This window comes from Pantoea dispersa (genome assembly GCF_035783935.1).
GTDB lineage: Bacteria > Pseudomonadota > Gammaproteobacteria > Enterobacterales > Enterobacteriaceae > Pantoea > Pantoea dispersa_C.
Map to the genome: position 1 here is coordinate 465,094 of NZ_JALKOV010000003.1, position 12,062 is coordinate 477,155.

Here is a 12,062-nt window from a genome sequence, read left to right on the forward strand (position 1 = left end):
AGTTGTCTATGTCAGGTTGGCGTAAACTCTATTACAAATTGTTGAATTTACCACTCTCTATTTTGGTAAAAAGTAAGGTCATTCCGACCGATCCGATCTCGGAACACGGTATCGATCCGACCCGTCCGGTGATGTATGTTTTGCCTTATGATTCAAAGGCGGACCTGCTCACGCTACGCGCACAGTGCCTGAAGCACGATCTGCCGGATCCGCTGGCGCCGCTGGAGATTGACGGCACGCTGCTGCCGCGCCACGTGTTTATTCACGATGGTCCGCGCGTCTTCCCTTATTTCGTGGCGAATCCGGAGTCGGTCAAGCTGTTCCATGACTATCTCGATCTGCACCGCAACAATGCGGCGCTGGATGTGCAAATGCTGCCGGTTTCCGTGATGTTTGGCCGTGCGCCAGGCCGCGAGATTCAGGGTGAGCCGACGCCACATCTGCGCATTCTCAACGGCATACAGAAGTTCTTTGCCATTCTGTGGCATGGCCGCGACAGCTTTGTACGCTTCTCGCCCACGGTTTCGCTGCGTCAGATGGCCACCGAACACGGCACCGATCAGTCGATCGCCCAGAAGCTGGCTCGCGTGGCACGCATTCATTTTGCCCGCCAGCGGCTCGCAGCCGTCGGCCCGCGTCTGCCGGCACGCCAGGATCTGTTCAACAAGCTGCTGCAGTCCAAAGCGATTGAGAAAGCGGTTGAAGATGAAGCGCGCAGCAAGAAGATTTCGCATGAGAAAGCGCAGCAGAACGCCGTCGAAATGATGGAAGAAGTGGCGGCAGATTTCTCCTACGAAGCGATCCGCGTCACCGACCGTGTGATGGGCTGGCTGTGGAGCCGGCTCTATCAGGGCATTAACGTGCACGGCGGCGAGCGCGTGCGTCAGCTGGCGCAGGATGGCCATGAAATTGTTTATGTGCCCTGCCACCGCAGCCACATGGACTATCTGCTGCTGTCCTATGTGCTTTACCATCAGGGCCTGGTGCCGCCGCACATCGCTGCCGGTATCAACCTTAACTTCTGGCCAGCCGGACCGATCTTCCGTCGTCTCGGTGCCTTCTTTATTCGTCGTACCTTCAAAGGCAACAAGCTCTACTCCACGGTGTTCCGCGAATACCTGGGCGAGCTGTTCAGCCGCGGCTATTCGGTGGAGTATTTTGTTGAAGGCGGGCGCTCGCGTACTGGCCGTCTGCTCGACCCGAAAACCGGTACCCTGTCGATGACGCTGCAGGCGCTGTTGCGCGGCGGCAGTCGCCCAATCACCTTTGTGCCGATCTACATCGGTTATGAGCACGTGATGGAAGTCGGCACTTACGCCAAAGAGCTGCGCGGTGCGGCGAAAGAGAAAGAGGGCTTCATGCAGATGGTGCGCGGCCTGCGCAAGCTGCGTAACCTCGGCCAGGGCTATGTCAACTTCGGTGAGCCGCTGTCGCTGGTTAACTATCTTAACAAGCAGGTGCCGGAGTGGCGCGACGCGATTGACCCAATCGATCCTCAGCGCCCGGCGTGGATGACGCCGGTCGTAAACGATATCGCTGCGCGTCTGATGGTGCGCATCAACGAAGCCGGTGCGGCGAACGCCATGAACCTGTGCGTCACCGCGCTGCTGGCATCGCGCCAGCGCTCGCTGACGCGTGAGCAGCTGACGGAACAGCTGGAGTGCTATACCCAGCTGCTGCGCAATGTGCCGTACTCACCCGAGTCGACCGTGCCGGATCTCAGCGCTGAAGCGCTGCTTGAGCACGCCATGGGCATGAACAAGTTCGAGACCGAGCAGGACAGCATCGGCGAGATCATCATTCTGCCGCGCGAGCAGGCGGTGCTGATGACTTACTACCGCAACAACATCCACCATATGCTGGTGATGCCGTCGCTGATTGCCGCTATCGTGCAGCAGCATCGGGAGATCAGCGAGGCGGAGCTGCTGCGTCAGGTCAGCCTGGTCTATCCGATGCTGAAGAGCGAACTGTTCCTGCGCTGGGACAGTGCCGAACTGCCGGCGCTGCTGAACGCGCTCTGTGCCGAAATGGCACGTCAGGGGCTGATCACCGTTCAGGAAGGCCAGCTGAAACTGAGCGCTGCGCGTTACCGTACGCTGCAGCTGCTGGCGGCCGGCATCCGCGAAACACTGCAGCGTTTCGCCATCACCTTCGCCATTCTCAGCGCCAAACCGACCATTAACCGGGGCACGCTGGAGAAAGAGAGCCGCACGCTGGCTCAGCGTCTGTCGGTGCTGCACGGTATAAATGCGCCGGAGTTCTTTGATAAGGCGGTCTTTACTGCGCTGGTGCTGTCGCTGCGTGATGAAGGCTATATCAGTGATTCCGGTGATGCGGATGCGGAACGTACCAATATGATGTGGCAGATGCTGGCCGAACTGGTCACCAGCGATGTCCGTCTGACCATTGAGAGTGCCGTGGCGCACGACTGATACGTCAATGCGTCACGACATAAGCTGCGGCGCAATCTGTCACACGATGGATTGCGCCGCGGCTTTATGCGTTGTCAGGCATCAGGCGCGGTAAAGAGCGCGCCTCTCCATGGCGACGGCGGCCATGCTGCCGGGCTTGATCACCCGACGGTCAGAACAGCGCAACAAACGGCTGAGTATTAAGTAGCACGCCAATAAACAGCACCAGGCCAACGTAGTTGTTGTTGAGGAACGCCTGGAAGCACAGCTCACGTTCACGCCCGGCAATCAGCTTCTGCTGATGCACAAACAGCCCGCCCGCCAGCAGCAGCGACCAGTAAAACGCACCGTTCAGATGCAGTAAAATGCCCACCAGCGCCATCAGGCCCAGCGCAGCCAGCTGCAGCAGCCCGATAATCAGCTTGTCGTAACGCCCAAACAGAATCGCTGTCGATTTCACGCCAATTTTCAGATCGTCGTCGCGATCGACCATTGCGTACTGGGTGTCATAGGCCACCGTCCAGCAAATGTTGGCGAGAAACACCAGCCAGCAAACGAATGGTAAGGACTCACTAACCGCCGCCCAGCCCATCGGGATCGCCCAGCCAAACGCCGCGCCCAGCACCACCTGCGGCAGATGGGTATAGCGCTTCATGAACGGATACACCCACGCCAGCGCCAGCCCGCCAAACGACAGCAGAATGGTCATGCGGTTCATGGTCAGCACCAGCAGGAACGCCAGCAGACCAAGACCGGCGAACAGCAGCTTCGCCTCTTTCTCCGATACCGCGCCACTGGCTAATGGCCGCGCGGCGGTGCGTTTCACGTGGCCATCGACGTTGCGGTCGGCGTAATCATTAATCACGCAGCCCGCCGCACGCATCACAAACACGCCGAGGACGAACACCACCAGCACCGACAGCGGCGGAATCGCCATGCCGGAGAGCCACAGCGCCCACAGCGTCGGCCACAGCAGCAGCAAAGTGCCAATGGGTTTATCAATACGCATCAGACGGCGGTAGGCCTGCCATTTGCTCATGGTTAAAGTCTTTTGCACGGGAGGTTATCCTTGCTTCAGCGCGCGGTACAGCGGCGACGCCGGTAAAAACAGTTCAGTTAACAGCAGCGGTTTGCCGGACAGGCGCAGGCGCGAACGGCGTCCCCACAGGTCATCAATCTGGCCCGGATCGATAAAATCCCGACTCAGCGTGGATGAGGAGAACAGGTAGCGCCCCAGCGGCCGCGTGCCGAGATTTTGCAGCATCTGTTCCGGTCCGTTCAGCGTGCTCTCCGGCACCACGGTACGGCCAATCAGCCAGGGTTCATCGTCACCGCACAGCACGATTTCACGCAGCCAGAAGCGCGCGTCGGCAGGCAAAAACGCCGCTTCCTGCGGCATCTCATCAGCGCTGATAAACGCTTCCCGCAGCAGCTGTACGCTAACCTGCTGGCAGTGCTGCTCAAAGCGGCGGGTCATCGAGTCTTCTTCCAGCAGCCAGTCAAGCAGCGGCGGTGAAAGTAACGGGGAAGAGGCTGGCAGCCAGTGCAGTGCGCGTAACTGGCGCAGCGCGTCATGCGACATCAGGACATCTCCGGTAAAAAAGTTGCCCTAGTGTAGCGCACCGCGCTCAGCGTGACACATCTGCTTGTGCCACGCTGTCATAGCGGAAGGAATTACTCGCGTTTCAGGCGGTTACTGTTGGCCAGAAACAGCGTCACCACCAGAATCAAAATGGCGGCCGAGTAGCACAGCGTATCGAAAGGATTTTTATGGTCGACAATGATCAGACGAATAATCGCCGTGATGCCGATATAGACAAAGTAGCGCAGCGGAAAGTGATAGCCGGACTGGAAGTATTTCACAATCAGCGCGATAAACTCGAAGTAGAGAAAATAGATCACAATGCCTTCGATCAGCAGATACGATGACGCCTGCTCACCGGTGCTGAACAACACATTCGCCAGGTGAATGGTCTCTTTACCGAGAAACACCACCAGGATAACGGCCAGAATCATCAGGCCAATGTTTAATACCCACTGCAATACCGAAGCAATAAGCTGCCCCGCCGCTGGTTTTGTTGTCATTATTTTGCGCCTCAGATGACGAGATTCTTCTGGCGCTATCATGCTGTAATGTGATCTAAATCACAATACATCACACCTCAACATCCACGCACAGCGCGTCGTAGCGCCAGTACTCACAGTCACAGTCAATCACCCGCTTGTGCTGGTCGCGGTTGATGCGGGTAATCAGCAGGCCTGGCGTACCGCTCGCCACATTGAGCGCTGGCGCCGCCCGCGCCGGTAGCGGGCCGGGTACAATAGTAAAGCGCGCACCGCCGTAGTGAATGCCGTAGCGCTGGTCATACAAATCGGTCAGCGAACGGGTGAGATCCTCACTCAGCAGGCCAGGAAAGAAGGCCGGATTGAGGTAATGCTCGACGTACAGTACCGCGCGGCCATCAATGCGGCGCAGGCGGCGGATGCGGTACACCTCATCGCCTTCCAGCAATTGCAGGTGACGCGCAATCGCCAGCTGCGCTGGCACTTCGCGCGCCTCCATCACCTCGGTGCTGGCAATCCGTCCCTGCTGCAGCGCCATGGCGTGAAAGTGGCTGTGGTGTGCCGGGTTATAAATGAGGCGCGGCGGCGCGATAAACCAGCCGCGCCGCAGTTCACGGTAAATAACGCCCTGCGCTTCCAGCAAGCCAAGCGCTTCCCGCAGCGTGATACGCGTGGTCGAATACTGTTCGCTTAACGCGCGTTCGGCCGGCAGTCGCCGGGTGACAAACTCTCCGTTATCAATCCGTTCGCACAGTGCGGCGGCGATCACATCTGCGGTTTTCGACGACATTATTTTCAGCCTCATTTTGGGGCAAATCTGCACTATGACAGTTCGATGACTACAATGTGACAAGGCACATCCCACGCTTTAGCGCGCTGTAACCGCATGTGGAACGACGCGCCACATCCCATTTCACCACCCCGGTCATAAAACCTTCATCTATCCGGGCTACATTGGCTCGGTTCTTGCTGGACTAGACCACGACGACCCACAACTTACACCCGGAGCAATCGAGATGAAAGCGTTTATCTCTTCTGTAGTAGCCAGTGCCGTTCTGCTTGCGTTGCCCGCTGCGCATGCCGCCGATAACGACCTTGCCGCGCTGGAAAAAGCCGCGCGCGCTGAGGGCCAGGTCAACAGCGTCGGTATGCCTGACACCTGGGCTAACTGGAAAGATACCTGGAACGATCTCAGCACCAAATACGGTCTGAAGCACAGCGATACCGATATGTCTTCAGCGCAGGAGCTGGCGAAGTTTGCCGCCGAGCAGGATAACGCCAGCGCCGATATCGGCGACGTGGGCGCCGCTTTCGGCCCGATTGCCGTCGCCAAAGGCGTGGCGCAACCCTACAAACCGACGCACTGGGATCAGATTCCGGCCTGGGCGAAAGACGCCGATGGCAACTGGATGCTGGCCTACACCGGCACCATCGCTTTCCTGATCGACAAACAGCAGGTGAAAGATGCCCCGCACAGCTGGGCCGATCTGAAAAAAAGTAAGTATGTGGTCACTATCGGCGACGTCGGCACGGCTGCTCAGGCGGCAAACGGTGTACTCGCCGCCAGCTATGCACTGGGCGGTGACGAGAAGAACATCAAGCCGGCGCTGGCGTTCTTCGGCGAGCTGGCGAAACAGGGCCGACTTGGCGTGACCGACCCGGTGATCGCCAACATCGAAAAAGGCGAAATTCAGGTGGCCGTGGTGTGGGACTTCAACGGTCTGAACTACCGCGACCAGATTGATAAAAATCGCTACGAAGTGGTGATCCCGTCCGACGGTTCCGTGACTTCTGGCTACACCACCATCATCAACAAATACGCCAGACATCCGAATGCGGCGAAGCTGGCGCGTGAATACATTCTGTCGGATGAGGGCCAGATCAACCTGGCGAAAGGCTATGCGCGCCCGATCCGCGCCGAGCATTTAACGCTGCCGGCGGACGTGCAGGCCAAACTGCTGCCGCAGTCGGAATATAAAAATGCCCGTCCGATCAAAGATCAGGCTGCCTGGGATAAGACCTCAAAACTGCTGCCGCGCCTGTGGCAGGAGAATGTGGTTATTAACATGAAGCAATAACGCAGAGATTTTGCCAGTCGCACATACCGTAGCGGCGCGGTGTATCGCGCATCCGTTTTCCGGCAATGCGCAATACATTGCGCCGTTACCTATCACCAATTTTTACAGGGTGCGCGTTCATGCGCACCTGAGGGAGCGGGGATGAAAACAATCCTGGTGGTACTCGATGGGCTGAGTAATCAGGTGGCGCAACACGCCATGGGCTATCTGTTTGCCGAATGCAAACAGGGCAACGGCCACTATTACACGCTGACCTGCGAACTGCCGTCGCTGTCGCGTCCGCTGTACGAATGCATTCTGACCGGCATTCCGCCGGTGCGCAGCGGCATCATTCATAACGGCGTCAATCGCCTGAGTAATCAGCGCAGCATTTTTCACTACGCGCGCGACGCCGGGCTGACCACTGCCGCAGCTGCTTATCACTGGGTGAGTGAGTTATACAACCGCTCGCCGTTCACCGCCGCGCGCGATCGCCACACTGTCGCGCCCGACCTGCCGATCCAGTACGGCCATTTCTACTGGGACGACGGTTACCCGGATTCGCATCTGTTTGAGGATGCCGAAAGCCTGCGCCTGCAGCACGATCCCGATTTTCTGCTGATTCACCCGATGAATATCGACGATGCCGGGCACAAGCACAGCCTCTCTTCCCCGCAGTACCGTAACCGGGCACGTATGGCGGATGGCTATCTGTCGCAGTGGATGCCGGGCTGGCTGGCCGCCGGTTATCAGGTGATTGTCACCGCCGATCACGGCATGAACGATGACCGCTCGCACGGCGGTATTCTGCCGGAAGAGACGCAGGTGCCGCTGTTTGTGTTTGGCCGCGGCTTCTCGCTGCAGCCCGACCTGGAACCGCAGCAAACTGATCTGTGCGGCACCGTCTGCACCCTGCTCGGCGTCGCGCACGATAAACCGCTGTGTCGCGGTCTGCTGGCGGAGCCGCGCTGATGAAGGGTAAAACCCTGGCCTCGCTGCTGCTGCTGCCCTTCGTGCTGTTCTGGATCGCTTTCCAGCTCGCGCCGCTGCTGTGGATTGCCATCAACAGCTTCTGGAGCGATATCAACGAGCGCTGGGGCATTGATAACTACAGCGATATCCTCACTTCGCCGTTCTACCTGCAGGCTTTTCGCCTGTCGCTGGATATCTCGCTGTGGTCGAGCGTTTACGGCCTGCTGATTGCGTTGCTTGCCGGTTATTCGCTGCATAAGCTCGGCACCGGGCGTTTTCAGCGCTTTTTACTGTCGTTCACTAACATGACCAGCAACTTCGCCGGCGTGCCGCTGGCCTTCGCCTTTGTCATTCTGCTCGGCCTCAACGGCTGTCTGACGCTGCTGCTGCGCCACTTCGGCTGGCTGGACGGCTTTAAGCTGTTTTCGCGCGACGGCATGGTGCTGGTTTACACCTGGTTCCAGATTCCGCTCGGCATTCTGCTGCTCTACCCGGCGTTTGACGGGCTGCGGAAAGACTGGGAAGAGTCGGCGGCACTGCTCGGCGCCAGCCGCTGGCGTTACTGGTGGCACATCGGCCTGCCGATTCTGTTTCCGGCGTTGCTCGGTACCTTCGTGATTCTGCTGGCCAACGCGCTGGGTGCCTACGCCACCATTTACGCGCTGACCACCGGCAACTTCAACGTGGTGCCGGTGCGCATCGCTGCGCTGGTGTCAGGCGACATATCGCTCGATCCGAATACCGGCGGCGCGCTGGCGATGCTGCTGGTGCTGATTATGGCGCTGATTACCGTGGTGCAGCAGTATCTGGTGCGTCGCAGCTATCTGCATGCCCGCGTACAGGAGTCCTGACATGTCTCGTGTCGAAAAACTCTACCATCGCCTGATTGTCTGGCTGCTGCTGATCGTGCTCGCCGCACCGCTGCTGGCGACGCTGCTGTACGGCATCTCCAGCGAGTGGAGCGATACCATTCTGCCGCAGGGCTTTACCCTGAAGTGGCTGACGCAGCTGTGGAGCGATCCGCGCTTCCTCACCGCGCTCGGTCATTCACTGCTGATCTGCGCAGGCGCGCTGCTGTTCTCCCTGCTGCTGGTGCTGCCTGCGATGTTTGTAATCGCTTACTACTATCCAAAACTGGACGCGGTAATGAACGTGCTGATTCTGATGCCGTTTGCGGTGCCGCCGGTGGTCTCGTCGGTCGGGCTGCTGCAGCTCTACTCGTCGGCCCCGCTGATGCTGACCGGCACGCCGTGGATTCTCATCGGCTGTTACTTCACCATTGCGTTACCGTTTATCTACCGCGCAATTGCCAACAACATGCAGGCCATCAACCTGAAAGAGCTGATTGATGCGGCCCATCTGCTGGGCGCCAGCACCTGGCAGGCGGCCCTGTTTGTGGTGCTGCCGAATCTGCGCAAAGGGGTGTTCATTGCCGTGCTGCTCTCCTTCTCGTTTCTGATTGGTGAGTTTGTCTTCGCTAACCTGCTGGTCGGCACCCGCTATGAAACGCTGCAGGTTTACCTCTACAACATGCGCAACGGCAGCGGACATTTCACCAGCGCGCTGGTGATCTCCTATTTTGCGGTTGTCCTGCTGGTCACCTGGCTGGCCAATGCCCTCAATCCTGAACGAGGCTGACCATGAGTTACCTGAACGTTACCCAACTGAATAAAAGCTACGGCCCGACCACCATCTTCGAAAACATCGATTTCAGCGCCGACGAAGGTGAGTTTGTCACCCTGCTCGGCCCGAGCGGCTGCGGCAAGTCGACGCTGCTGCGCTGTATCGCCGGCCTGACCGATGTCGACAGCGGCACCATTCTGCTGCAGGGCCAGGATCTGGTGCCGCTGCCGCCGCAGAAGCGCACCATCGGCATGGTGTTCCAGAGCTATGCGCTGTTTCCCAATATGACGGTGGAGAAGAACGTCGCGTTTGGCCTGAAGATGCAGAAACTGTCCGCCGGCGAGATTCAGCAACGCGTGATGGAGGCGCTGGCGCTGGTGGAGCTCACCGACTTCGCGCGCCGTTATCCGCATCAGCTGTCGGGCGGCCAGTGTCAGCGTGTGGCGCTGGCGCGTTCGCTGGTGACGCGGCCGCGCCTGCTGCTGCTGGATGAGCCGCTATCAGCGCTGGATGCCCGCATCCGCCGCCATCTGCGCGAGCAGATTCGCCACATCCAGCAGGAGCTGAAGCTGACCACCATTTTTGTCACCCACGATCAAGAAGAGGCGCTGACGCTGTCGGACCGCATTGTGCTGATGAACCGCGGGCGCATTGTGCAAAACGGCAACGCGGAAACGCTCTATACCCAGCCGGTGGATCTGTTCGCCGCCGGCTTTATTGGCAACTACAACCTGCTGAGCGCCGAACAGGCGACGCAGCTGACCGGGCAGCCGTTTAGCAGCCAGGTGGCGATTCGTCCGGAATCCATCCAGCTGTGCGCGCCGCAGGCGGGCATTACGGCCACCATTCTCAGCCATAGCCTGCTGGGGAATGTGATCCGCTATCGCGTGCTGGCGAATCAGGTCGAGTTGTCCGTGGATGTACTCAACCGCAGCGTGGCAGATTTACATCCCGCCGGCATGCAGATTGGACTACAGTTAGAGATGTCGACGTTGCGCCAGGTCGCTTAAATTAAACGAAAAATTGGCAACGCAGCGCGACGCAGGTATTTATCGGCTGTGCTTATCGCCAGGCAGGCAGCCGCCTGTTTTCTGCCTGGCGCATAGGAGCCTTTATTCGTGCTAACCCTGCTTAACCTTCTCTCCGCCGTCGCCCTGCTGGTATGGGGCACCCACATTGTCCGCACCGGCGTGATGCGCGTGTATGGTGCCGATCTGCGTCGCGTGTTAAGCCGCAGCGTGGAAAAAAAGCCGATGGCCTTTCTTGCCGGGATTGGCGTCACCGCGCTGGTGCAGAGCAGTAACGCCACCACGTTATTAGTCACTTCGTTTGTGGCGCAGAATCTGGTCAGCCTGACGCCGGCGCTGGTGGTGGTGCTGGGAGCTGACGTCGGTACCGCCATCATGGCGCGCATCCTGACCTTCGACCTCTCCTGGCTGTCGCCGCTGTTTATCTTTTTTGGCGTGGTATTTTTCCTCAGCCGCAAACAGACGCGCGCCGGTCAGATCGGACGCGCAGCCATCGGCCTCGGGCTGATTCTGCTGGCGCTGCAGCTGATTGTCGCTGCCGCCAAACCCATCACGCAGGCCGCCGGCGTGCAGGTGCTGTTCTCGACGCTGACCGGCGATATCATGCTGGATGCGCTGATTGGCGCGGTATTCGCCATCATCAGCTACTCCAGCCTGGCCGCAGTGCTGATTACCGCCACACTGACCGCCACCGGCGTCATCTCGTTCAAAGTGGCGCTGTGTCTGGTGATTGGCGCGAACCTCGGCAGCGGCTTGCTGGCGATGATCAATGCCAGCGGATCGAATGCTGCCGGCAAGCGGGTGGCGCTTGGCAGCCTGCTGTTCAAGCTGATTGGCAGCATCGTTATTTTGCCGTTTGTCGATTACATCGCCGATCTGCTGGATAAGCTGCCGGTTAATGATGAAGAGATGGTGATCTTCTTCCACGTGTTCTACAACCTGGTGCGCTGTCTGGTGATGGTGCCGTTTGCTGAACCGATGGCGCGCCTGTGCCGCCGCATGATCGCCGACGATGCGGAAAACCAGACCCATCTCAAACCTAAGCACCTCGACAGCAGCGCGCTGGATACCCCGGCGCTGGCGCTGGCCAACGCGGCGCGGGAGACGCTGCGCATCGGCGATGTGGTGGAGCAGATGCTGGAGAGCTTCAACAAGGTGGTGATGGGTGAACTGCGCGAGGAGCGCGCGGTGCGGCGGCTGGATGATGATGTGGATGTGCTGTATACCGCCATCAAGCTCTATCTGGCGCGCATGCCGAAAGAGGATCTGGCGGAAGAGGATTCACGCCGCTGGGCCGAGGTGATTGAGATGGCGCTGAACCTGGAGCAGGCGGGCGACATTATCGAACGCATGAGCGCCGACGTGGCCGACAAATCGCTGCAGGCGCGGCGGGCGTTTTCGCCGGAAGGGCTGGAAGAGCTGAATTCGCTGCAGGAGCAGGTGTTAAGCAACCTGCGCCTGAGCCTGTCGGTGTTTTTGTCGCACGACGTCACCAGCGCGAAGCGCCTGCGCCGCGCCAAGCACCGTTTCCGCATCCTGATTCGCCGTTATTCCCACGCCCACGTCGAGCGCCTGCACCGGCAGAATGTGCAGAGCATCGAGACCAGTTCGCTGCATCTGGGTTTGCTGGGAGACATGAAGCGCCTGAATTCGCTGTTCTGCGCGGTGGCGTACACCGTGCTGGACCAGCCGGACGATGAGCGCGAGGTGGATTGATTTCCAGGTCGCCATGAATGGCGACCCTACAAAATCTGGCCCGACCGTTGTAGGGTGCGCATTCAGGTACAAACCGGCCACATGGGTAACACTTTAGACCGGGCACATGGGTAACAGTTATAAACGGCATAGCAGAGGAGACTCACTATGCCCTGGACTGAGACTGTTACCATGCAACGCCTTGAATTCAT

The 12,062-nt window shown here is 59.1% G+C and carries 11 protein-coding genes; 7 read left to right on the forward strand and 4 right to left on the reverse strand.

Annotated features, from left to right (window positions below):
* Positions 1 to 8: 8 nt before the first annotated feature.
* Positions 9 to 2,432 (forward strand): glycerol-3-phosphate 1-O-acyltransferase PlsB, encoded by a 2,424-nt coding sequence (gene plsB / locus MXF20_RS09255; RefSeq protein ID WP_325968981.1) that lies wholly within the window; start codon positions 9 to 11, stop codon positions 2,430 to 2,432.
* Between the two features lie 151 nt (positions 2,433 to 2,583).
* Here plsB and ubiA read toward each other — a convergent pair whose 3' ends face one another.
* The 4 genes from ubiA to MXF20_RS09275 all read right to left on the reverse strand — a co-directional run bounded on the left by ubiA (position 2,584) and on the right by MXF20_RS09275 (position 5,265).
* Entirely contained in the window at positions 2,584 to 3,450 is an 867-nt protein-coding gene (gene ubiA / locus MXF20_RS09260; protein WP_325968982.1) for a 4-hydroxybenzoate octaprenyltransferase, read from the reverse strand.
* Between the two features lie 24 nt (positions 3,451 to 3,474).
* Positions 3,475 to 3,993 carry a chorismate lyase gene (ubiC, locus tag MXF20_RS09265; protein ID WP_325968964.1) on the reverse strand — a complete coding sequence of 173 codons (519 nt, stop codon included), beginning with the start codon at positions 3,991 to 3,993 and terminating at the stop codon, positions 3,475 to 3,477.
* Between the two features lie 92 nt (positions 3,994 to 4,085).
* Positions 4,086 to 4,496: a phosphate-starvation-inducible protein PsiE gene (psiE, locus tag MXF20_RS09270; RefSeq protein ID WP_325968966.1), complete on the reverse strand. Its 411-nt coding sequence runs from the start codon at positions 4,494 to 4,496 to the stop codon at positions 4,086 to 4,088.
* 70 nt (positions 4,497 to 4,566) lie between these two features.
* Positions 4,567 to 5,265: a UTRA domain-containing protein gene (locus MXF20_RS09275; protein WP_325968967.1), complete on the reverse strand. Its 699-nt coding sequence runs from the start codon at positions 5,263 to 5,265 to the stop codon at positions 4,567 to 4,569.
* A 226-nt stretch (positions 5,266 to 5,491) separates the two neighbouring features.
* Here MXF20_RS09275 and MXF20_RS09280 point away from each other — a divergent pair, with 226 nt between their 5' ends.
* The 6 genes from MXF20_RS09280 to MXF20_RS09305 all read left to right on the forward strand — a co-directional run bounded on the left by MXF20_RS09280 (position 5,492) and on the right by MXF20_RS09305 (position 11,871).
* Positions 5,492 to 6,553: an ABC transporter substrate-binding protein gene (locus MXF20_RS09280; RefSeq protein ID WP_325968968.1), complete on the forward strand. Its 1,062-nt coding sequence runs from the start codon at positions 5,492 to 5,494 to the stop codon at positions 6,551 to 6,553.
* Positions 6,554 to 6,694: 141 nt separating this feature from the next.
* On the forward strand, positions 6,695 to 7,504 hold the full coding sequence (locus MXF20_RS09285) for an alkaline phosphatase family protein (RefSeq protein WP_325968970.1): 810 nt from the start codon (positions 6,695 to 6,697) through the stop codon (positions 7,502 to 7,504).
* Positions 7,504 to 8,355 carry an ABC transporter permease gene (locus tag MXF20_RS09290; RefSeq protein WP_058774939.1) on the forward strand — a complete coding sequence of 284 codons (852 nt, stop codon included), beginning with the start codon at positions 7,504 to 7,506 and terminating at the stop codon, positions 8,353 to 8,355. Before MXF20_RS09285 ends, MXF20_RS09290 begins: the two co-directional genes overlap by 1 nt.
* Position 8,356: 1 nt before the next feature.
* Positions 8,357 to 9,142 carry an ABC transporter permease gene (locus tag MXF20_RS09295; RefSeq protein ID WP_325968971.1) on the forward strand — a complete coding sequence of 262 codons (786 nt, stop codon included), beginning with the start codon at positions 8,357 to 8,359 and terminating at the stop codon, positions 9,140 to 9,142.
* Positions 9,143 to 9,144: 2 nt separating this feature from the next.
* Entirely contained in the window at positions 9,145 to 10,137 is a 993-nt protein-coding gene (locus MXF20_RS09300) for an ABC transporter ATP-binding protein (RefSeq protein ID WP_325968972.1), read from the forward strand.
* Positions 10,138 to 10,245: 108 nt separating this feature from the next.
* Positions 10,246 to 11,871 carry a Na/Pi cotransporter family protein gene (locus MXF20_RS09305; RefSeq protein ID WP_031279764.1) on the forward strand — a complete coding sequence of 542 codons (1,626 nt, stop codon included), beginning with the start codon at positions 10,246 to 10,248 and terminating at the stop codon, positions 11,869 to 11,871.
* Positions 11,872 to 12,062: the final 191 nt, after the last annotated feature.